Here is a 20,386-nt window from a genome sequence, read left to right as displayed (position 1 = left end):
GCAATGGCCGTCCCCAAGAGAAAGACTTCGCCCTCCAAGCGCGGCATGCGCCGTGGCCACGACTCGCTGACGGTCGCGGCGTTCCAGGAATGCCCGAACTGCGGCGAACTGAAGCGCCCGCACAATCTGTGCACCGCCTGCGGCCATTATAACGGCCGTGAGGTCGTGTCGGTCGAGGGCTGATCCCCTCTTCCTGACTAGATAACGACCGTTAGAGGAACGCATGGCCGATAACGCCTGGATCGCCGTCGATGCGATGGGCGGCGACGACGGGTTGGCCGTGATGCTGGCCGGCGTCGCCAGAGCGCGACGCCGTTTCGAGGGCATGCGCTTCTTCCTGGTCGGTGACGAGGCGCAGATCGCGGAGGGGTTGAAGACCCATCCCAATCTGTCCGCCGCGTCCGAGATCGTGCACGCACCCGAGGTCGTCGGTTCGAGCGAAAAGCCGAGCCAGGCGATCCGGCGTGCGCGCGTCACGTCGATGGGCATCGCCATCGACCTGGTGAAGCAGCGCCGCGCCGCCGCCATGGTGTCGTCGGGTAATACCGGCGCGCTGATGGCGATGGCCAAGCTTTCGCTTCGCACCCTGCCCGGCATCGACCGGCCTGCGCTGGCGGCGCCGCTGCCGACGCTGGGCGACAATGACGTCGTCATGCTCGACCTGGGCGCCAACACCGAATGCGATGCGCGCAACCTCGTGCAGTTCGCGGTGATGGGCGCGGCCTATGCCCGCACGCTTCTCGAACTCGACAATCCGCGGGTTGCCCTCCTCAATATCGGGTCCGAGGATCAGAAGGGCACCGACGAGATTCGCGACGCGGCCGCCGTGCTGCGCGGACAGAATCACCTGCCGCTGAACTTCACCGGCTTCATCGAGGGCAACCAGCTGGCCCGCGGCGAGGTCGACGTGATCGTGTGCGACGGCTTTGCGGGCAATATCGCGCTCAAGACCGCCGAGGGCACGGCCCGTTTCGTCGGCGACCTTCTGAAGCGCGCCTTCCGTTCGTCGACCCGGTCGAAGATCGGCTTCCTGATCTCGCGCCCCGCCACGCAGTTGCTGCGCGATCACCTCGACCCCAATAATCACAACGGCGCCGTATTCCTCGGGCTGAACGGCCTGGTGGTCAAAAGCCATGGCAGCGCCAATGAACTGGGCGTCGCCACCGCGATCGGCAATGCGGCCAAGATGGTGCGCGCCGACCTGACCCGGCGTATCGCCGAGGATCTTCTGAATTTCGAGGACGCCGCATGATTCGCTCGATCGTCACGGGTACGGGTTCGGCCCTTCCAACCCGGCGGGTGTCGAACGAGGAACTGGCGCAAGAGGTGGACACGTCCGACGAGTGGATCGTCGAGCGCACGGGCATTCGCTTCCGCCACATCGCGGGGCCGGAGGAAACGACCGCGACGCTGGCCGCCGACGCCGCCAAGGCCGCGATCGCCGCCGCCGGGCTGTCGGCGCAGGATATCGACCTGATCGTGCTGGCGACCGCCACCCCGGACCAGACCTTTCCCGCCACCGCCACCAAGGTCCAGGCGATGCTGGGCATCAACGACTGCGTCGCGTTCGACGTGGCCGCCGTCTGCTCGGGCTTTCTCTATGCGGTGCAGGTCGCCGACGCGATGCTGCGCTCGGGTGTGCAGCGCCGCGCGCTGGTGATCGGCGCCGAAACGTTCAGCCGCATCCTCGACTGGGAGGATCGCACCACCTGCGTCCTGTTCGGCGACGGCGCGGGTGCGATGGTGCTGGAGGCGCGCGAGAGCGACGACGCCACCGGGCGCGGCATCCTGGCCACCAAGCTGCATGCCGATGGCCGCCACAACAGCCTGCTCTATGTCGATGGCGGTGTCTCGACCACCGGCACCGTCGGCAAGCTGCGCATGAAGGGACGCGAGGTCTTCCGCCACGCCGTCGTCAATCTGGCACAGGTGATGGAAGAATCGCTGGGCCTGGCGGGCCTGACCTCGGCCGATGTCGACTGGGTCGTGCCGCACCAGGCCAATGCCCGCATCCTCGACGCGACCGCGCGCAAGCTGAACCTGGCGCCCGAGAAGGTCGTCGTCACCGTCGACCGCCATGCCAACACCTCGGCCGCCTCGGTTCCGCTGGCGTTGGACACCGCGGTGCGCGACGGACGGATCAAGGAAAACCAGCTTGTCGTGCTGGAAGCGATGGGCGGCGGCTTCACCTGGGGCGCTGCGGTGATCCGGTTTTGAACAATCGATTGACATTAACCGAGATAAATCCCTTTCGGTCCCAATCCCTGCTATGGTAGGCGACCCCTTCACACCATTGGGGGATGGAATGACCAAGGCTGGAACGTTGACGCGCGCTGATCTCGCCGAATCGCTGCATCAGGAGGTGGGACTTTCGCGGTCCGATTCCGCCGAAGTGGTCGAACAGATTCTCGTCGAAATGTGCGAAGCTCTGGGGCGGGGCGAGAACGTCAAGATTTCCGGGTTCGGAACCTTCGTGCTGCGTGACAAGGGCGAGCGGATCGGCCGCAATCCCAAGACCGGGATCGAGGTGCCGATCGCACCGCGCCGTGTCCTGACCTTCCGCGCCAGCCAGATGATGCGCGATCGCATTGTCGCGGCAGGATAGACCGGAACGCCCCCTCGACGGCGGCAAGGCCGATGGTGCGCTGCGCACCATCGGGGAAGTGTCGCGTGAGACGGGGGTGGCGCAACATGTCCTGCGCTATTGGGAAAGCCGCTTTCCCCAGCTCAAGCCGGTCCAGCGTGCGGGCAACCGCCGCTATTACCGGCCGGAGGACATGACGCTCATCCGGCGCATCGACCAGCTGCTCAACCAGCAGGGCTATACCGTGCGCGGCGTCCAGCAGTTGTTCGACGGCGAAGCCCGCGCCAAGGACGATCCTGCCACGATGCTGCGCGGCATTCGCGATTCGCTGGTCGAGGCGCTGGCCTGGGACGACCGGGCCGAGCGACGGGAAGCACGACCAGCGGTTTGAGGTTGCCGGGCGGGGGCGTCGCGCAGGCTATCCTACAGCATTCGCGATCGTCCACCTTCCCTCTCCCGTCGACACGGGGAGAGTGTTGCAGGCGCGGAGCGCGCACGAGCCGAAGGTGCGCTCGATCCCTATGAGACTTTGGGTCCACCCGACCTTAACTACCGCCCCGGCGGAGGCCGGGGTCCAGTTGGGTGTGCGGCTGTTATAGTTTGGTACGCTCCATCAACGAAGCCTTCGCGACTGGGCGCTGGCCTCCGCCGGGGTGGTGCTTCAGCTTGGTGGGATCAAACTGTGGGCTTCGCTCCTCAAAGAGGAAAAGCCACCAGCTGGGTCGCCCCTTGGCCTTCGACTTCGCTCAGGCTGAACGGGGTTGGTGGTTTCGCGGTATTCCAAAACCCCGCTCAGCCTGAGCGAGGTCGAAGGCGACGCCCCACCTCAGAGCGAGGCAGGCTGGACCACCCCGCCCTTCTCGGCGAGCAGCAGATCGCGGCATGCGCGATTATAGGCGTGCGCCTTCCACCAGAACCAGCCACCATTGCCCACACCCCAGGCCGCCACGCCCAGCGCCGCCCAGGGCAGACCGCGTGCGGCACGGCCGCCACGCGCCGCGACCCGGCCCGCCGCCAAGCCACCCTGGCCGATCTTGCGGGCCGTCTTGGCCAGTCGTCCGGCCGCGCGCGCCTGCGACAACAGGCCCGATCCACCACGCAGGTCTTGCAGCAGCGCGGCGGGCCCGACAAAGCCCTTCAGCTTGCCTGCCAGTTCCTGCGCCTCGATGGCCATGCCGGGTTCCAGCTGGCGACGCTGGGCACCGGTCAGGCCATAGGCATCGGCGATGGCGTCGATCGTATCGACCAGTTTTTCGGTGCCGATGGTCAGCGCCTTGGCCCCGGCCTTCAACGCGCGTCGGCGGATCAGCTTTTCATTGGCTTCGAAGGTGGCGTCGATCGCGGCGCGGTCCATGGCAAGTCCCTGTTCGGTCATGCGCCATGAAGCCGCGACACGGGCCTCCGGTTCCGTGACGGGTCCGCGAACTACCGTTCGCGCGTCGCGACGAAGCGGACCTTCGGATATCGATCGGCGACATAGCCGACTTCCCAGGCGCTTTTGGCGAGGAAGACGGGGTTGTCGTCGCGGTCCTTGGCCATGGCGGCGCGGTTCAGGTCCATGAAGGCCTTGAGGTCGGCAGGGTCCTCGGCGGTGATCCAGCGCGCGGTGTCGAACGGAGCGGGCTCCAGCCCGGCCGCAACCTTATATTCCGCATCGAGTCGCGAGAGCAGCACGTCGAGCTGGAGCTGCCCGACGACGCCGATGATCCAGTTCGAGCCGATCTCCGGGTAGAAGACCTGGGTCACCCCCTCCTCGGCCATGTCGTCCAGCGCCTTGCGAAGCTGCTTGGTCTTGGTCGGGTCTTTGAGGGCCACGCGGCGCAGGATTTCGGGCGCGAAATTGGGTAGGCCGGTGAAGCGGATATCCGCCCGCTCCGACAGGGTGTCGCCGACGCGCAGCGTGCCGTGATTGGGGATACCGATGATGTCGCCCGGAAACGCCTCGTCCGCGACTTCGCGGTTCTGCGCGAAGAACAGGATCGGCGAATGGACCGCGATCGGCTTGCCATGGCCCGTGGGGGTCAGCTTCATGCCGCGCTTGAACGTGCCCGAGCACAGCCGCATGAACGCGATGCGGTCGCGATGCTGCGGGTCCATGTTCGCCTGCACCTTGAACACGAAGCCGGTGACTTCCTTGTTCTCGGGCGACACCGGCGCGGGTTCGGCAGGCTGCGGGCGCGGGGGCGGCGCGTGGCGGCTGAGCGCGTCGATCAGTTCGGCGACACCAAAATCCTTCAGCGCGGAGCCGAAATAGACCGGCGTCAGGTCCCCGTTGCGATAGGCCTCGCCATCGAATGCCGCATACCCCGCCTGCGCCAGTTCGACCTCTTCGGCGATATCGGCGGGCAGGGTCGCATCGGCGTCGACCTTGCCCAGGAACGCGCGGCTGTCGCCTTCGGGACGGCTGACCTTGCCGGTGGTCAGGTCGAGGATACCCTCGAACAGCCCGCCCATGCCGACCGGCCAGCTCATCGGCGCGACGTCGAGCGCCAGGATGTCGGCGATCTCGTCGAGCAGTTCGAAGGGCGGGCGCCCCTCACGATCGACCTTGTTGACGAAGGTGATGATCGGCACCGAGCGCAGGCGGCACACCTCGAACAATTTCCGCGTCTGCGCCTCGATGCCGCGCGCCGCGTCGATGACCATCACCGCCGAGTCGACGGCGGTCAGCGTGCGATAGGTGTCCTCCGAGAAATCCTCGTGGCCCGGCGTGTCGAGCAGGTTGAAGGTCACGCCGTCCTTTTCGAACGTCATGACCGAGGACGTGACCGAGATGCCGCGCTGCTGCTCGATCTTCATCCAGTCCGACCGCGCGCGCCGGTTCTGGCCGCGTGCCTTGACCTCGCCCGCCAGATGGATCGCGCCGCCGAAATAGAGCAGCTTTTCGGTCAGCGTGGTCTTGCCGGCGTCAGGGTGCGAGATGATCGCGAAGGTACGGCGGGGGGAAGTCATGGGCGGCTCTGTCGAATAGGGAAATGGCGCATCCGAGCGCCCGAGATGCTGCGCCTGTTACAGCAAATTGCGGCACAAGACAGGCCCCGGATTGCGACCCGCCTATGCATCGAGGCGCCTTCTCATTCCCCTCCCGTTCAGGGGAGGGGAATGAGAAAGGATCATCCCGCCAGCGTCACCGTCATCTGCATGACCTTCTCACCGCCGACCGGCACGGTGAACACACCGGGCTTGTCGAAGAAATCGCCGTCATACCCTTCGGGATCGGCGATACCGTGCCAGGGCTCGACGCAGACATAGGCCGCACCCGGCTTGGTCCAGATGCCGAGCTTGTCGGTATCGGGGAAGGCGATGCGAAGCTGCGGCGCACCGTCCGCGCCATAGGTGACGCTACGGCTCTCGACCGGGTCCCAGACCAGCGCGTCCTCGGTGAACAGATCGTCCGCCAAGTGCAGCACCCGGCCGTCGAGCGGGCTGTCGCGGCGGTCCTCGGCGATCAGGCCGTCGGGCGCGATCTTGCGCAGGCGGGCGGGTTCGTTCTTCTCGAAGACGATCCGGTGATCGGCACGCGCTTCGCCATAAGGCAGCGGCCATGCAAAGGCGGGGTGGAAGCCGAAGCTGGCGGGCATCGGCTCTTCGCCCCGGTTGAGGACGCGGATTTCCATCACCAGCGTCGCCTCTTCCAACCGGAACTCCGCCTCCAGCCGGAAGGCGAAGGGATAGGATGTGCGCGTCTCCTCGCTGTCGCCCAGCGAGAAGACGGCGCGAGTGGCCTCGTGCGTCACCAGCTCGAACATCGAGTGGCGGGCAAAACCGTGCTTGGCCATCGGATAATGCCGCCCGTTCAGGCGGATGCCGTCACGGGTCACGCCGATCACCGGGAACAGCAGGGGGGCACGGCCGGTCCAGAAGGCCGGGTCCGCATCGGTCATCAGCTCGCGGCCCTCGGCATCCTTCAGCGAGGACAGTTCGGCCCCGAACGGATTGATCGCCGCCGACAGATGGTCGTTGCCGATACGGACCCAGTTTTCCTCATTAGCCACGGAGTTGCGCTCCCTGCTTGGCGGCGGCGGCGACGATCTTGTCGGCGATGGCCTTCAGTTCCTCGTCGGTGAAGCTCTTCTGCGACGGTTGCAGCAGGACCTCGACCGCGACCGACTTGTGGCCCTCGGGCACGCCCTGACCGGCGAACACGTCGAAGACGCGCGCGGCGGTGATCATGGCCTTGTCCGCCCCCCGCACGGCACGGATCAGCATGTCGGCGGCCAGGCTGTCGGGCACCAGGAAAGCGAAGTCGCGGCGGACGGACTGCAACGCCGGGGGCGTGTAGGCCGGGCGCATGAAGCCCGTCGCCCGCTTGGGCGGGATGGCGTCGAGATAAATCTCCACCGCCGCCACCGCGCCGTCCAGGTCGAACGCCTTGAGGACCGAGGGGTGGACCATGCCGAACGCCGCCAGCACCGTCTTCGGGCCAAGGCGCAGCGTGCCCGACTGGCCGGGATGCCAGGCGTCGCCCGCCTCGCCCATCACCTGGAGGTTGTCCACCGGCGCACCGGCCTGGGCGAGCAGCGCGATCGCCTCCGCCTTGGCGTCATACGCATCATAGCCCTGCGCCTTGCCCGAGCGCCAGTTGCGGGGGCTCTTGTCGCCCGCCATCACCACACTGAGCGTCGGCCGCTCGGCCTCTGCCAGATAACGACGACCGATCTCGAACAGGCGCACGGCGGTCGCGCCGCGCTTGATGTTGCGCTCGGTCGCGGCGAGCAGGCCGGGGAGGAGCGACGGCCGCATGACCTTCAGATCCTCGCTGATCGGGTTGGCCAGCGTGAACGCGCCGCCGCCGAAGGGCGCGGCCTGCGCCTCGCTGATGAAGCTCCACGTCACCGCTTCGTCCAGCCCGCGTGCGGCGGCGGCGCGGCGGGCGCGGCGCTCCAGCTTCTGCTGCGGCGTGGCGGTGGGACGCGCGACGCCGGGGGCGCGGGGAAGCGCCACCGGCGGAACATGGTCGATCCCCTCGATGCGGATGACTTCCTCGACCAGATCGGCGGGGCCGTCCACGTCGCGACGCCAGCTCGGCGCGGTCACCTGCCAGTCGGCGGTGACGGTGAAGCCCAGCGACTCGAGGATCGCCTTCTGCCGCGCGGGTTCGATGGCGAGGCCACCCAGCGTTTCCGCCAGGCTCGGATCATAGACGATGGTCTTGCCGACGACCGGCGGCTCGCCCGCCCGCGTCACGCCGCTCGCCGTACCGCCGCAATATTCCAGAACGAGGAAGGTCGCGATAGCGAGGCCGTCGTCCAGGAAGGCCGGGTCCACCCCACGCTCGAACCGGGTGCGCGCGTCGGAGGTGAGGGCGAGCTTCTGGCCGGTGCGGGCGATCGCCTCGGGCGCGAAGTACGCGCATTCGATGATGACGTCGGTGGTCGTCTCCGACACGCCCGAATGCTCGCCGCCCATGATGCCGCCGATATCGTGCACGCCCGCATCGTCGGCGATGACGGTCATGCCGTCGGACAGGGTATAGGTCCGGCCGTTGAGCGCCTCGACCGTCTCGCCGTCCTTCGCCTTGCGCGCGACCAGACCGCCCGACAGCTTGGCCTTGTCATAGACGTGCAGCGGGCGACCCAGATCGACCGTCATATAGTTGGTGATGTCGACCAGTGCCGAAATCGGCTTCTGCCCGATCGCGGTCAGGCGCTGGCGCATCCATTCGGGCGCCTCGCCATTGGTCAGGCCCGACACGCCTTGCGCGTAGAAGGCCGGGCATCCTTCGACATCCTCGATCCGCACATCGGGACCGGGACCTTCGCCCGCGACCGACGGCACGGTCGGCGCGATCAGCGTGCCCAAGCCAGCAGCGGCAAGGTCGCGCGCGATGCCGTGGACGCCCATGCAGTCCTGGCGGTTGGGCGTGATCGACACGTCGATGACCGGATCGTTGAGCCCCGCATAATCGGGGAAGGACGTACCGATGGCCGCGTCCTCGGGCAGCTCGATGATGCCGTCATGGCCCTCGCCGATCTGCAACTCGCGCGCCGAACACATCATGCCGTTCGACTCGACACCGCGAATGGCGGCGACCTTCAACGTCACGTCGAGGCCGGGGACATAGGCCCCGGGAGCGCCGAACACGCCGACCAGGCCCGCACGGGCATTGGGCGCACCGCACACGACCTGCATGGGGCCATCCCCCGCATCGACCGACAGCACCTGCAGCTTGTCGGCCTGCGGATGCCGCTCGGCCGACAGGATGCGCGCGACGCGGAAGGATGCCAGCGCTTCGCCCGGATTGTGCACGCCCTCGACCTCCAGGCCGATGCGGGTCAGCCCCTCGACGATGGTGTCGAGATCGGCGTCGGTGTCCAGATGGCTCTTCAGCCAGCCCAGGGTGAACTTCATGCGCCGACTCCTCCCGACAGCGTGGGTACGTCGAGGCTCGCGAACCCGTAATGCTTCAACCAGCGGATATCGCCGTCGAAAAAGGCGCGCAGGTCGTCCATCCCGTATTTCAGCATGGCGAGGCGATCGATGCCGCAGCCAAAGGCGAAGCCCTGCCACTCATTGGGGTCGAGCCCGCAGGCTTCGATGACCTTGGGGTGGACCATGCCGGAGCCGAGCACTTCCATCCAGCCGCCGCCCGAGCCACCGATGACGCGCTTGCCCTTCTCGATGGTGTAGCCGACATCGACCTCGGCGCTCGGTTCGGTGAAGGGGAAATAGCTGGGGCGCAGGCGCAGGACGATATCGTCGCGCTCGAAGAACGCCTTGAGGAAGGTCTCCAGCGTCCATTTCAGATGGCCCAGCGTAATGCCCTTGTCGATCACCAGCCCCTCGACCTGGTGGAACATCGGCGTGTGGGTCGCATCCGAGTCGGAGCGATAGGTGCGGCCCGGCGCGATGATGCGGATCGGGGGTTTCTGGTCCAGCATGGTGCGGATCTGCACCGGCGAGGTGTGGGTGCGCAGCACGCGGCGCACCGTACGCTCGTCGCCGCCCGCCTCGACACCCGCCAGGTAGAAGGTGTCGTGCATCGCGCGCGCCGGATGCGTCTCCGGAATGTTGAGCGCGGTGAAATTGTGCCAGTCGGTCTCGACCTCCGGGCCCGTCGCGACCGCGAAGCCCAGGTCGGCGAAGATTTCGGCCAGTTCGTCCATCACCTGGGACACCGGATGGACGGTGCCGAAGGCGGTGGTGTCGACCGGCAGGGTCATGTCCAGCCGTTCCGACGACAGCCGTGCGTCGAGTGCCGCCTGCTCCAGCCCGGCCTTGCGCGCGGTCAGCGCCTCGGTCACGGCCTCGCGCAGGCCATGGATGCGCGGCCCCTCGACCTGGCGTTCCTCGGGACTCATCTTGCCCAGCGTCTTGAGCAGCTGGGTGATACGGCCCTGCTTGCCCAGCGCATCGACGCGCACCGTCTCCAGCGCGTCCAGCGCGGGCGCGGCGGCGATGGCAGCGAGCAGATGCTCGCGCATATGGTCTACTTCGTTGCTCACTCTTCACTCCGTCGGCCGCCGCACGCCCCCGAAAGGAGGAAACCCGGCCGGTTTGCGGGTCTGACCCCGCCGTAGCGTTTAGGGACGCCCCGGATCAATCCTTGAGACGCATCGGCCATCACGTGGCGCAGACCGGCACAAGGTGCCGGATCATGGCCAATGCGAAACCAAGTCGTAACATATATTATATTACAGCACTGTGCGCCGGTCCCGGAGACCTGCTGCTCGTGCGAGATCCGCGATCATGATACTAAATATTGCCAGTCTACAGGTCGTCGCCGCAATCGGCAGCGTCCTGTCCGGACTGCTCCACTTCTTTCCCGGACTGACAAGCCGCGATTCCGGTCGCTGGCCCTATTGGTGGGGGACCGGCAAGATCATCATCGGCGTGACCAACGCCGCGGGACTGTGTTTCGACGGCACCCGGCTATCCATGCTGGAGCGGGCGACCGATGTCCTGCTGTTGGTCGGGCTGTGCCTTTGCGTCCACGCCATGGCGATCTTCGCCCGTCGCCGGCCGCCCACACCATTGCTGGTCCTGCTTGCCGTCATCGTCGTATTGACCGTGCCGTTCATCCTGCTGGGTGACCCCGACATGCGGCTGACGATCATCTTGCTGGGCGGCACGCGCACGCTGTTCAATTTCACCGCTGCCTGGATGCTGATCCATATCGCGCGGACCGAGCATGTCCGCACCGCCTGGGTCATGGCCATCATGTTCGCGGCCTCGGTGCCGCTGTTCATGACGCGCACCGCCTTGCTGATGGTGACCTGGAGCGATCCCGTGTGGGAAAACGCCGCGCAGGTCACCGCCGACTGGAGTGTGTGCATCGCGATCATCCTGGTATCGCTCTGCCATCTGGCACTGCTGCTGATCGATGCCGAACGCGTCCAGCGCGCCCTGTCCGAACAGGCCAGCCGCGACCATCTGACCGGCGCGCTCAACCGTTTCGGGTTGCAGGGGATCGAGGCAGGCTTGCGCGGCCCGGTCACGCTGCTGCTGATCGATATCGACCGGTTCAAGGCATTGAACGACGGGCAGGGGCATGGGGTGGGCGATACGGTGCTGCGCCTGCTCGCCGACCTGGCGCAGCGCGAAATGGCTGATCGAGGGACGCTGGTCCGGATCGGCGGGGACGAGTTCCTGTGCGTGCTGCCCGATTGTCCCGAGGGCACGGCGCGGGGAATCGCAGCGGCGCTGTCGGACCGGTTCGACCGTGCGGTCCCGGCGCTGGTCGACGGACCCTGCTATCCCGGGCTCAGCATCGGATTGTCGTGCGGCGCGGTTACGGGATCGCTGAACGCGCTGGTCGCAGAGGCGGACAACGCGATGTACGCGATCAAGCGCCAGCACCATCTTCGCGAGCGGCACGCCAAGGCGGCGTGAAGCCGCCGCCTGTTGATCGCCGCCACGGGGCGGGGGGACCGGGTCGTCCACGGCACGCTGGCCGACCGATTTCGGCCTGGGCAAAGCTGCGAATCTAGGCGGCGCGTGTTTTCCCCAACTCCTTCCCTCGAAGGGGAGGAATTGGTGTAATGCTGCTTGGGGGGCGATCGCTCGCGAACGCCACCGCCCCCTATCGGATCACAGCGCCTTGGCCGATCCCGGCGTGTTGACGCCCATCGACTGGAGGTAGCGCTTGATGTTGCGCGCCGCCTGGCGAAGCCGTTGCTCGTTCTCGACCAGCGCGATGCGGACGAAGCCCTCGCCATTCTCGCCATAACCGACGCCCGGCGCGACCGCGACCTTGGCCTCGGTCAGCAACTGCTTGGAAAACTCCAGGCTGCCCAGATGCGCGAGCGCCGGAGGCAGCGGGGCCCAGGCGAACATCGAGGCCTTGGGACTGGGAATGTCCCACCCCGCCCGCCCGAAGCTCTCGACCAGCACGTCGCGGCGCTTGTGATAAAGCTGGCGGTTCTTCTCGACGATATCCTGCGGCCCGTTGAGCGCGGCGCACGCCGCCGCCTGGATCGGGGTGAAGGCACCGTAATCGAGATACGACTTCACCCGCGTCATCGCCGCGATCAGCTTCCGGTTGCCGACCGCGAAGCCGATCCGCCAGCCCGCCATCGAATAGGTCTTGGACAGCGAGGTGAACTCGACCGCGACGTCCTTGCCGCCCTTGACCTGCAGGATCGAAGGGGTCGGATTGCCGTCATAATAAAGCTCGGAATAGGCGAGGTCGCTCAGCACCCACAGCTCGTGCTTCTTCGCGAAGGCCACGAGGCGTTCGTAGAATGCCAGGTCCACCGTCTCGGCGGTCGGATTGGACGGATAGTTGACCACCAGCACCGAGGGGCGCGGCACGGTGAAGTGCATCGCCCGCTCCAGGCTTTCGAAATAGGCCTCGTCGGGGGTCGTCGGCACCGCGCGGATCGTCGCCCCCGCGATGATGAAGCCGAAGGTGTGGATCGGATAGGAGGGATTGGGGGCCAGGATCACGTCGCCCGGCGCGGTGATCGCGGTGGCGAGGCTGGCCAGCCCCTCCTTCGACCCCATGGTGACGACCACCTCGGTCTCCGGGTCCAGATCGACGCCGAAGCGACGGCCATAATAATTGGCCTGGGCACGGCGCAGACCGGGAATCCCCTTCGACTGGGAATAGCCGTGCGCGTCGGGCTTCTGGATCACCTCGATCAGCTTTTCCAGGACGTGGGGCGGCGGCGGCAGGTCGGGATTGCCCATGCCTAAGTCGATGATGTCCTCACCGCCCGCGCGCGCCGCCGCCCGCATCGCGTTGACTTCGGCGATGACATAGGGCGGCAGGCGCTTGATGCGGTAGAACTCTTCGGACATGGGTCCCTCAATGTAACGATTTGGGACCCGGACCTTAGCGTCTTTCGTTTGGCAACGCGACCCGACATGATGGCGCAATATCCTGACGCCAATATGGCGCACGACGAACGAGAGGATGTGGATGACCCCCGGCGAGACGAAAGCCCCCAATGCGGCCGGCACCCTCCCCACGCTGGAGGAGTTGCAGCACTGGACCTGGGTGATGGGCCGCGCGCAACAGATGATGATGGAGGCCGCGCTGACCTCCCCGCCCGAGGGGGTGCCGGTGGTGCCGGGCTTCAACGATCCCGCGACGATCGGTCGCGTCCGCGACTTCTGGTCCGATTCGATGAAGCTGTGGCAGCGTTTTGTCGACCCCGCCGCCGAACCCAGCGTGCCCCCCAAGCCCGACCGCCGTTTCAAGGCCGAGCAGTGGCAATCGCCGCTCTTCGACTGGATCCGGCAAAGCTATCAGATGGTCTCGGACCATATGCTGCGCGGTGTCGATGCGCTGGAGGGCGTCGACCCCAGGCAGAAGGAGCAGATCCGCTTCGCCGCGCAAGGCTTTATCGACGCGATGAGCCCGACCAACTTCCCCGCGACCAACCCGGAAGTGCTCGACAAGATCGCCGAGACGCGCGGCGAGAACCTGCTGAAGGGTTTGCAGAACATGCTCGCCGACATGGGGCGCGGGCAGCTGACCCATAGCGATTCGAGCGCGTTCGAGGTCGGCCGCAACCTGGCCGCCACGCCGGGCAAGGTGGTGAAGCGCAACTATCTGTACGAACTGATCCACTATACCCCGACCACCGAGCAGGTGGCGGCGGTGCCGATCGTGATCTTTCCGCCCTGGATCAACCGCTTCTACATCCTCGACCTCGCACCCGAGAAAAGCCTGATCAAATGGCTGGTCGACCAGGGGTTCAGCGTCTTCATGGTGTCGTGGAAATCCGCCGACGCGACGATGAAGGACGTGATGTGGGACGATTATGTCGCGGCCCAGGTCGATGCGATCGACACGGTGCGCGAACTGCTGGAGGTGCCATCGGTCCACACCGTCGGTTATTGCGTGGCGGGCACGACGCTGGCCGCAACGCTGGCCTATCTGTCGGCCCAGAACCAGGCGGAGAAGGTCGCCAGCGCCACCTTCTTCACCGCGCAGGTCGACTTTTCCAAGGCGGGCGAACTGCTCCACTTCATCGATGACGAACAGTTGAAGATGATCGCGACGCTGTCGCCCGACGGTTTCCTCGACGGGCGCTATCTGGCGATGACCTTCAACCTGCTGCGCGGGCGCGACCTGATCTGGAACTATGTCACCAACAACTATCTGCTGGGGCGCGATTATGTGCCGTTCGACCTACTCCACTGGAACGGCGACGTCACCAACCTGCCCGCCAAGTGGCACCTCGCCTATCTGACCGACCTGTACCGCGACAATCTGTTGATGCAGCCCGGCGCGATGACGATCGGCGACGTGCCGCTCGACCTGACCAGGGTGGCCACCCCCGCCTATGTCCAGGCGGGTCGCGAGGATCATATCGCGCCGCCCGAAAGCGTGTGGAAGATCACCGAGGCGTTCACCGGGCCCTTGCGCTTCGTGCTGGCCGGATCGGGGCATATCGCGGGCGTGGTGAACCCGCCCGCCTCGGGCAAATATCAATATTGGACCAATGAACAGCCTGCCGCGACGCTGACCGAGTTCGTGGCGGGCGCGACCGAAACCAAGGGCAGCTGGTGGCCGGACTGGGCCGCCTGGCTGCGCCAGCGCGACTCGGCCACCGTGGCGGTGACGGGCGCGCGCATACCGGGCAAGGGCAGCCTCGCTGCACTCGACGAAGCGCCCGGACGCTACGTCCGACAGCGTTAGTTTCGGTTTTGTTGCACTGCACAATAGACTTGATTTTGCACCCGCGAATCACTATTGTGCAGCGCAACAAATCGGGAGAGCGCTCTTGGACAAGAACAAGCCGACCGTGCCTGCTGCCAAGGCGCCTGCCAAAGCCGCGCCCAAGGCCAGCCGCGCGACGAAACGGGTGGCAGCCAAGACATTGCCGGGCCTGCCCTCCGATCCCGTGCCTTCGCCCAAGCCCGCCGCTCCGACCGCGCCGCTAACCCCGCCCGCCGCCAAGGCGGAGCCGGTCGCGGCCAAGGCGGCGGCAGAAGCACCGAAGGTTGCCGTTGCGGCAAAGCCCGCACCGGTCGCCAAGGCCCCCGCCCCCAAGGCGGAACCCGCCAAGCCGCAAGTCGAGGCGGCGGTGGAGCCCGAGGTGAAGGCCCCGGCTCCGCAGCCCGCGCCCGAACCCGCTGCCAAGGTGACGGCCCCCGAAGTTTCTTCCCCGACCGCCGCGGTTTCGGCGGACTCAAAGCCCAAGGACAAGATCATGGACGCCACGAGCACCATCGAAAACGCCGCCAAGGATACCGCCGCCAAGACCCAGGCGATGTTCGGCGAGGCCCAGGCCCGCACCCAGGCCGGCATGGAGAAGAGCGCCAAGCTGTTCGAAGACATGATTGCCTTCAACAAGGACAATCTGGAAGCCGTGGTCGAATCGTCGAAGATCGCCGCCAAGGGCGCCGAGACGCTGGGCCACAGCGCCGCCGACTATGCCAAGCGCTCGTTCGAAACCGCCAGCCAGACGCTGCAGACCCTGTCGTCGGTCAAGTCGCCGACCGAGTTCATGAAGCTGCAGTCGGACTTCGCCCGCTCGGCCTTCGACTCGATGGTCGCCGAGACCTCGCGCTCGACCGAGCACATGATGAAGCTGGCCGGCGAGATCGCCCAGCCGATCAGCAACCGCTTCGCGGTCGCTGCCGAGAAGATGAAGACCGTCGCGTAAATCGCTGACGTTTTCCTTCGCGGAAACAGAGAGGGGGCGGTCACTGCGGTGGCCGCCCTTTTTCTATGGGGTGGGTGAGGCACACTGAGCGACTCGCCCGTGGCCTGCCCTCCCCCATCCCCTCCCGCCAGCGGGAGGGGAGCGGCAAGATCGGACGGTTTGAATAATTCTCAACCGCGCTCCTTGGCACGCCCCTCCCGCAGGCGGGAGGGGATGGGGGAGGGCCCGGTGTCTCATCGAGACCAACACGCGCCAACACCCCACTGGCATCCCGCCCCCTTCGCGCCTACATTCCCACCATGTCGTTCTTCGGCCGCTTCTCCCCCGTCCGCGCGATCCGCGACCTGCGATTCTTCCTGTCGCAGCGCCATCCCTATGAGCTCGTCTTCCTGATGATCGCGGTCGGGATCACCGGCTTCTTCATCTATGCCTTTGCGCGGGACGATTATGTGCCGGTGCCGTACCGGCCCGACATCATCTATGTCGAACAATGGCCCGCCGATCGCACCGATGCCCAGATTCGTGCGCAGCAGAAGATCGACTATGTGAAGAAGAAGCAGGAGCTGGCCGAGGTGAAGGCCGCCGAGGAGCAGCGCCGCGCCGAGTTCAAGAAGGTCGACGACGCGCTGACCAAGTGGGGCTTCTGACCGACCAGCGATGGATGGGCGTGGCGCTGGCGCTGGCGAATCGCGGCGTCGGGCGAACCGCGCCCAATCCCAATGTCGGCTGTGTCATCATTCGTGACGGCCGGGTCGTCGGTCGCGGCTGGACGCAGCCCGGTGGTCGTCCCCATGCCGAGGCGATGGCGCTGGCCCAGGCGGGCGAGGCGGCACGCGGCGCCACCGCCTATGTCACGCTGGAGCCTTGCGCGCATGTGTCGACTCGCGGGCCCGCCTGCTCCGACTTGCTGATCGCGCATGGAGTCGCGCGCATCGTCGCGGGCGCGGGCGACCCCGATCCCCGCACCAACGGCCGGGGGTTCGCCCGCGCCCGCGCCGCCGGGATCGCGGTCACGACCGGGGTGCGCGAGGCGGAGGCGCGCGCGATGATCGCGGGCTTCCTGACCCGCCGGGCCAAGGGTAGACCCTTCGTCACGCTGAAACTCGCCACCTCGCTCGACGGCAAGATCGCCCGGCCCGATGGGACAAGCCGCTGGATCACCGGACCGGAGGCGCGCGCGCATACCCATTTGGAGCGCAGCCGCCACGAAGCGATCCTGGTCGGGCGCGGCACGCTGGAGGCCGATTCGCCCAGGCTCGACGTTCGCCTGCCCGGCCTCGAATCGCGCTCCCCGCGCCGCATCCTGCTGTCCCGCACCGCCGAACCCGGTTGGGAGGCGATCACCGATCCCGCCGCCATCGCCGATCTGGCGGGCGTCGACCGGCTGATGGTCGAAGGCGGTGCGAAAACCGCCTCCGCTTTCCTTGCCGCCGATCTGGTCGATCGGCTGTTGCTCTACCGCGCGCCGATCCTGATCGGCGAGGGGCGCGCGGCGCTGGGCGATATCGGATTGCACCGGCTGGCCGACGCGCATGGCCGCTGGCGGCTCACCGACTCGCGGATGCTTGGCAGCGACCGGTTGGAGGTCTACGAGCGCGACTGATATGTTTACCGGGATCGTCACCGACATCGGCTCCGTCACCGCCGTGGAAACGCGCGGCGACACGCGAGTCGTCATCGCCACCGCCTATGACACGGGCTCCATCGACCTGGGCGCGTCGATCGCCTGTTCGGGCGTCTGCCTGACCGTGGTCGAGAAAGGCCCGAACTGGTTTGCGGTCGACGTCTCGGCCGAGACGATTGGGCGCACCGCCGACCAGTGGACCATGGGGCGCCCCCTCAACCTCGAACGCGCGATGAAGCTGGGCGACGAGCTGGGCGGGCATATCGTGACCGGCCATGTCGACGGCGTCGGCCATGTCGTTTCGGTTGCCGAGGAAGGCGGATCGCACCGGGTCTTCGTGACCGTGCCCACCGACCTTGCCCCGTTCATGGCGACCAAGGGTTCGGTGACGGTCGACGGCGTCTCGCTGACCGTCAACAGCGTCGAAGACCGTGCCGACGGGACGGTCTTCGGCCTGAACATCATCCCCCACACCGCCGCCGTCACCACGCTGGGCGGCATCACCCAAGGCCAGCGCGTCAATATCGAGATCGACGTGCTCGCCCGTTACCTGCAGCGCATGGAGCATTATCGTGGCCGCTAATCCCGACGCCCTGGCCGGTCTGCGGCGCGGTTTCCTGTCCAGCCCCGAAGAGATCATCGACGAGGCGCGCAACGGCCGCATGTTCATCCTGGTCGATGACGAGGACCGCGAGAATGAAGGCGACCTGGTCATCCCCGCCCAGATGGCGACGCCCGAAAAGGTCAACTTCATGGCGCGGCACGGGCGCGGGCTGATCTGCCTGGCGATGACGCGCGAGCGGGTCGACACGCTCGGCCTGCCGCTGATGAGCCCGAAGAACGGGACGCGGCATGAAACCGCCTTCACCATTTCGATCGAGGCGCGCGAGGGCGTGACGACCGGCATTTCGGCGGCCGACCGGGCGCGGACCATCGCGGTGGCGATCGATTCGAACCACGGTGCCGATGCGCTGGTGACGCCGGGCCATGTCTTCCCGCTGGTCGCGCGCGACGGCGGCGTGCTGGTGCGCGCAGGCCATACCGAGGCGGCGGTCGACGTCGCGCGGCTGGCCGGCCTGAACCCCTCTGGCGTGATCTGCGAGATCATGAACGAGGACGGGACGATGGCGCGGATGGACGACCTGGTGTCGTTCGCGCAGCTCCACAATCTGAAGATCGGCACGATCCGCGACCTGATCGCCTATCGCCGCCGCTACGACCATCTGGTCGAATTGCAGTCGGAGGCCACCTTCGAAAGCGAATGGGGCGGCACCTGGACCGCGCGTGCCTATCGCAACAAGGCGACGGGCACCGAGCAGGTGGCGCTGGTCAAGGGCAAGCTCGACACCACGCAACCCGTGCTGGTGCGGATGCACGCGCTGTCGCCTTTCGCCGACGTGTTCGGCGAGGCGGGCGCGCGCGGCGCGCTGCTCGCCAAGTCGATGCGCATGATCGCCGAGGAAGGCGCGGGCGTGATCGTCGTCATCAACCGCCCGCGCACCGACGCCTTCACCACCGCCGTCCGCCTGAAGGCGGGTGAGGAGGTGCAGATCGACATGGAGGAACTGCGCGACTACGGCGTCGGCGCGATGATCTTGGCTGAAATGGGCGTGCAGGACATGGTGCTGCTGACCAACACCCACCACACGCTGATCGGGCTCGACGGCTATGGCCTGTCGATCGTCGGTGAACGTCGCATCGAGAATTTTGAGGGAGACGCCTGATGGCGCATGTGTTGATCGTCGAGGCGCGTTTCTACGAGCATCTGAACGACCTGCTGCTGGCGGGCGCGCGTGCCGCGATCGAGGAAGCGGGCCACAGCCATGAGACGATCACCGTCCCCGGCGCGCTGGAGATTCCCGGCGCGGTGGCGATGGCGGCCGATACCGGACGTTATGACGCGTTCGTCGCGATCGGCGTGGTGATCCGCGGCGAGACCTATCATTTCGAGATCGTGTCGAACGAGAGCGCACGCGGCCTGATGGCGCTGACCATGGACGGTCTGCCGATCGGCAACGGCATCATCACCACCGAGAACGAGGCGCAGGCGCTGACCCGCGCCCGTCCGGACGAAAAGAACAAGGGTGGCGAGGCGGCCAAGGCGGCGCTTGCCATGCTGGCGCTGAAGGGCCGGTTCGGATGACAAGCCCCGTTCTCCAGACCGAGCGGTTGACCTTGCGGCCTCCCTCGGCGGAGGATTTCGAGGCCTGGGCGGCCTTTCATACCGAGGAGGACACGATGCGCTTCCTTGGCGGCGTGCAGAAACGCGGGGCGGCGTGGCGCAATATGTGCACCATGGTCGGCGCGTGGCATGTGCGCGGCTTTGCGATGTTCTCGGTGATCGAACGCGACACCGGCCGCTGGGTCGGCCGGATCGGCCCGTGGCAGCCAGAGGGCTGGCCGGGGCGCGAGGTCGGCTGGGGCATCGCCCGTGCCTTCGCCGGGCGCGGCTATGCCTATGAAGCGGCGTGCGCGGCGATGGACTATGCCGTCGACACACTCGGCTGGGATCATGTGATCCACACCATCGACCCGGACAATAGCGGCTCGATCAAGCTGGCGCAGCGGCTGGGGTCGGTGAATCAGGGGCCGGTCAGCCTGCCCGCGCCGCTCGAGGATTTCCGCGTCGACGCCTGGGGCCAGAGCGCCGACCAGTGGCGCGCAAGACGGGCGCGCACCACCGCATGACCGACATGCCGCCCACCCGCTTTCGCGTCGTCGAGCGGGGGCGGCGGCTGGAGGTGATCGACACCCAGGCGGGCCAGACGCCGCCTGCGCGTCGGACGGAAGCACCGCGCCCGATGGAGGGCGGCAAGCCCCGGTTCAGGCTGCCCGAGAAGATACGCTTCGACGGCGGCGGTTCCTGGGCGACCGACAGTTTCTACGACACGAAGGGGCCGCGTACGCTGACGCTGGACGCGGGCGCGATGCGCAAGCTGCGCTATGCGGGGGCCGGGCTGGTAGTCTTGGTGATCGTGTGGGCGCTGCTGGCCGCGATCCTGCCCGCTCTGTGGGGCGCGCCGCTGCTGCTGATCAATTCCAAGGTGCGCGACACGCTGCGGGAGCAGGCGACGACATTCATCGACGGGCTGGATAGCAACGAATAGCACACACTCC

At 66.9% G+C, this 20,386-nt stretch carries 21 protein-coding genes; 15 read left to right on the top strand and 6 right to left on the bottom strand.

From position 1 onward, the window contains the following. Positions 1-3: 3 nt before the first annotated feature. The 5 genes from rpmF (at position 4) to SOM26_RS15365 (ending at position 2,975) form a co-directional block, all read left to right on the top strand. Positions 4-183 carry a 50S ribosomal protein L32 gene (gene rpmF / locus SOM26_RS15385; RefSeq protein ID WP_042488281.1) on the top strand — a complete coding sequence of 60 codons (180 nt, stop codon included), beginning with the start codon at positions 4-6 and terminating at the stop codon, positions 181-183. Between the two features lie 40 nt (positions 184-223). Further along, positions 224-1,252: a phosphate acyltransferase PlsX gene (plsX, locus tag SOM26_RS15380; protein ID WP_320453593.1), complete on the top strand. Its 1,029-nt coding sequence runs from the start codon at positions 224-226 to the stop codon at positions 1,250-1,252. Further along, positions 1,249-2,217: a beta-ketoacyl-ACP synthase III gene (locus tag SOM26_RS15375; RefSeq protein ID WP_320453592.1), complete on the top strand. Its 969-nt coding sequence runs from the start codon at positions 1,249-1,251 to the stop codon at positions 2,215-2,217. The genes plsX and SOM26_RS15375 overlap by 4 nt, the downstream gene beginning before the upstream one ends. Before the next feature lie 88 nt (positions 2,218-2,305). Then, entirely contained in the window at positions 2,306-2,605 is a 300-nt protein-coding gene (locus SOM26_RS15370) for an integration host factor subunit alpha (protein WP_320453591.1), read from the top strand. Beyond that, positions 2,589-2,975 carry a MerR family transcriptional regulator gene (locus tag SOM26_RS15365; protein WP_320453590.1) on the top strand — a complete coding sequence of 129 codons (387 nt, stop codon included), beginning with the start codon at positions 2,589-2,591 and terminating at the stop codon, positions 2,973-2,975. Before SOM26_RS15370 ends, SOM26_RS15365 begins: the two co-directional genes overlap by 17 nt. Positions 2,976-3,410: 435 nt before the next feature. On the opposite strand, the gene SOM26_RS15360 is transcribed toward SOM26_RS15365, so the two are convergent. The 5 genes from SOM26_RS15360 to pheS all read right to left on the bottom strand — a co-directional run bounded on the left by SOM26_RS15360 (position 3,411) and on the right by pheS (position 10,008). After that, the gene (locus SOM26_RS15360; RefSeq protein WP_320453589.1) at positions 3,411-3,959 is read right to left on the bottom strand and encodes a hypothetical protein; all 549 of its coding nucleotides are present in this window, start codon (positions 3,957-3,959) and stop codon (positions 3,411-3,413) included. 50 nt (positions 3,960-4,009) lie between these two features. Continuing rightward, positions 4,010-5,536, bottom strand: a complete 1,527-nt coding sequence (locus tag SOM26_RS15355; protein ID WP_320453588.1) for a peptide chain release factor 3 — start codon at positions 5,534-5,536, stop codon at positions 4,010-4,012. Between the two features lie 161 nt (positions 5,537-5,697). Next, entirely contained in the window at positions 5,698-6,579 is an 882-nt protein-coding gene (locus SOM26_RS15350; protein WP_320453587.1) for an aldose 1-epimerase family protein, read from the bottom strand. Continuing rightward, the gene (gene pheT / locus SOM26_RS15345) at positions 6,572-8,935 is read right to left on the bottom strand and encodes a phenylalanine--tRNA ligase subunit beta (RefSeq protein WP_320453586.1); all 2,364 of its coding nucleotides are present in this window, start codon (positions 8,933-8,935) and stop codon (positions 6,572-6,574) included. The genes SOM26_RS15350 and pheT overlap by 8 nt, the downstream gene beginning before the upstream one ends. Further along, complete coding sequence (gene pheS, locus SOM26_RS15340; protein ID WP_320453673.1) at positions 8,932-10,008, bottom strand: phenylalanine--tRNA ligase subunit alpha; 1,077 nt, start codon at positions 10,006-10,008, stop codon at positions 8,932-8,934. The genes pheT and pheS overlap by 4 nt, the downstream gene beginning before the upstream one ends. A gap of 265 nt (positions 10,009-10,273) precedes the next feature. On the opposite strand from pheS, the gene SOM26_RS15335 reads away from it, so the two are divergent. Beyond that, positions 10,274-11,416, top strand: coding sequence for a GGDEF domain-containing protein (locus SOM26_RS15335; protein WP_320453585.1), 1,143 nt, complete (start codon positions 10,274-10,276; stop codon positions 11,414-11,416). A 198-nt stretch (positions 11,417-11,614) separates the two neighbouring features. On the opposite strand, the gene SOM26_RS15330 is transcribed toward SOM26_RS15335, so the two are convergent. Next, positions 11,615-12,826 (bottom strand): LL-diaminopimelate aminotransferase, encoded by a 1,212-nt coding sequence (locus tag SOM26_RS15330; protein ID WP_320453584.1) that lies wholly within the window; start codon positions 12,824-12,826, stop codon positions 11,615-11,617. 121 nt (positions 12,827-12,947) lie between these two features. Here SOM26_RS15330 and SOM26_RS15325 point away from each other — a divergent pair, with 121 nt between their 5' ends. From SOM26_RS15325 to SOM26_RS15285, 9 genes are all read left to right on the top strand, one after another. After that, positions 12,948-14,675: a PHA/PHB synthase family protein gene (locus SOM26_RS15325; protein WP_320453583.1), complete on the top strand. Its 1,728-nt coding sequence runs from the start codon at positions 12,948-12,950 to the stop codon at positions 14,673-14,675. 85 nt (positions 14,676-14,760) lie between these two features. Continuing rightward, on the top strand, positions 14,761-15,645 hold the full coding sequence (locus SOM26_RS15320; protein ID WP_320453582.1) for a phasin family protein: 885 nt from the start codon (positions 14,761-14,763) through the stop codon (positions 15,643-15,645). A 299-nt stretch (positions 15,646-15,944) separates the two neighbouring features. Continuing rightward, a complete protein-coding gene (locus SOM26_RS15315; protein WP_320453581.1) occupies positions 15,945-16,292 on the top strand; it encodes a hypothetical protein in 348 nt (115 codons plus the stop codon). Positions 16,293-16,306: 14 nt separating this feature from the next. Beyond that, on the top strand, positions 16,307-17,248 hold the full coding sequence (gene ribD / locus SOM26_RS15310; RefSeq protein ID WP_320453672.1) for a bifunctional diaminohydroxyphosphoribosylaminopyrimidine deaminase/5-amino-6-(5-phosphoribosylamino)uracil reductase RibD: 942 nt from the start codon (positions 16,307-16,309) through the stop codon (positions 17,246-17,248). A 1-nt stretch (position 17,249) separates the two neighbouring features. Beyond that, positions 17,250-17,852 (top strand): riboflavin synthase, encoded by a 603-nt coding sequence (locus tag SOM26_RS15305; protein ID WP_320453580.1) that lies wholly within the window; start codon positions 17,250-17,252, stop codon positions 17,850-17,852. Further along, positions 17,842-18,993 carry a 3,4-dihydroxy-2-butanone-4-phosphate synthase gene (gene ribB, locus SOM26_RS15300; RefSeq protein WP_320453579.1) on the top strand — a complete coding sequence of 384 codons (1,152 nt, stop codon included), beginning with the start codon at positions 17,842-17,844 and terminating at the stop codon, positions 18,991-18,993. The genes SOM26_RS15305 and ribB overlap by 11 nt, the downstream gene beginning before the upstream one ends. Continuing rightward, on the top strand, positions 18,993-19,412 hold the full coding sequence (gene ribH / locus SOM26_RS15295; protein WP_320453578.1) for a 6,7-dimethyl-8-ribityllumazine synthase: 420 nt from the start codon (positions 18,993-18,995) through the stop codon (positions 19,410-19,412). The genes ribB and ribH overlap by 1 nt, the downstream gene beginning before the upstream one ends. Further along, positions 19,409-19,957 carry a GNAT family N-acetyltransferase gene (locus SOM26_RS15290; RefSeq protein ID WP_320453577.1) on the top strand — a complete coding sequence of 183 codons (549 nt, stop codon included), beginning with the start codon at positions 19,409-19,411 and terminating at the stop codon, positions 19,955-19,957. The genes ribH and SOM26_RS15290 overlap by 4 nt, the downstream gene beginning before the upstream one ends. Then, a complete protein-coding gene (locus tag SOM26_RS15285; protein ID WP_320453576.1) occupies positions 19,924-20,376 on the top strand; it encodes a hypothetical protein in 453 nt (150 codons plus the stop codon). Before SOM26_RS15290 ends, SOM26_RS15285 begins: the two co-directional genes overlap by 34 nt. Positions 20,377-20,386 lie beyond the last annotated feature (10 nt).

This window comes from Sphingomonas sp. CFBP8993 (genome assembly GCF_034044895.1).
Taxonomy (GTDB): Bacteria; Pseudomonadota; Alphaproteobacteria; order Sphingomonadales; family Sphingomonadaceae; genus Sphingomonas.
This window is presented reverse-complemented; position numbering and strand designations above follow the sequence as displayed.

Excerpts from the sequence above, each read along its gene's own strand:
- SOM26_RS15315 (WP_320453581.1), top strand. The coding sequence starts at position 15,945 with ATGTCGTTCTTCGGCCGCTTCTCCCCCGTCCGCGCGATCCGCGACCTG.
- ribD (WP_320453672.1), top strand. The coding sequence starts at position 16,307 with ATGGGCGTGGCGCTGGCGCTGGCGAATCGCGGCGTCGGGCGAACCGCG.
- pheT (WP_320453586.1), bottom strand. The coding sequence starts at position 8,935 with ATGAAGTTCACCCTGGGCTGGCTGAAGAGCCATCTGGACACCGACGCC.
- SOM26_RS15370 (WP_320453591.1), top strand. The coding sequence starts at position 2,306 with ATGACCAAGGCTGGAACGTTGACGCGCGCTGATCTCGCCGAATCGCTG.
- SOM26_RS15305 (WP_320453580.1), top strand. The coding sequence starts at position 17,250 with ATGTTTACCGGGATCGTCACCGACATCGGCTCCGTCACCGCCGTGGAA.
- SOM26_RS15355 (WP_320453588.1), bottom strand. The coding sequence starts at position 5,536 with ATGACTTCCCCCCGCCGTACCTTCGCGATCATCTCGCACCCTGACGCC.
- rpmF (WP_042488281.1), top strand. The coding sequence starts at position 4 with ATGGCCGTCCCCAAGAGAAAGACTTCGCCCTCCAAGCGCGGCATGCGC.
- SOM26_RS15375 (WP_320453592.1), top strand. The coding sequence starts at position 1,249 with ATGATTCGCTCGATCGTCACGGGTACGGGTTCGGCCCTTCCAACCCGG.
- SOM26_RS15335 (WP_320453585.1), top strand. The coding sequence starts at position 10,274 with ATGATACTAAATATTGCCAGTCTACAGGTCGTCGCCGCAATCGGCAGC.
- SOM26_RS15325 (WP_320453583.1), top strand. The coding sequence starts at position 12,948 with ATGACCCCCGGCGAGACGAAAGCCCCCAATGCGGCCGGCACCCTCCCC.
- SOM26_RS15330 (WP_320453584.1), bottom strand. The coding sequence starts at position 12,826 with ATGTCCGAAGAGTTCTACCGCATCAAGCGCCTGCCGCCCTATGTCATC.
- pheS (WP_320453673.1), bottom strand. The coding sequence starts at position 10,008 with ATGCGCGAGCATCTGCTCGCTGCCATCGCCGCCGCGCCCGCGCTGGAC.
- ribH (WP_320453578.1), top strand. The coding sequence starts at position 18,993 with ATGGCGCATGTGTTGATCGTCGAGGCGCGTTTCTACGAGCATCTGAAC.
- SOM26_RS15360 (WP_320453589.1), bottom strand. The coding sequence starts at position 3,959 with ATGACCGAACAGGGACTTGCCATGGACCGCGCCGCGATCGACGCCACC.
- SOM26_RS15290 (WP_320453577.1), top strand. The coding sequence starts at position 19,409 with ATGACAAGCCCCGTTCTCCAGACCGAGCGGTTGACCTTGCGGCCTCCC.
- plsX (WP_320453593.1), top strand. The coding sequence starts at position 224 with ATGGCCGATAACGCCTGGATCGCCGTCGATGCGATGGGCGGCGACGAC.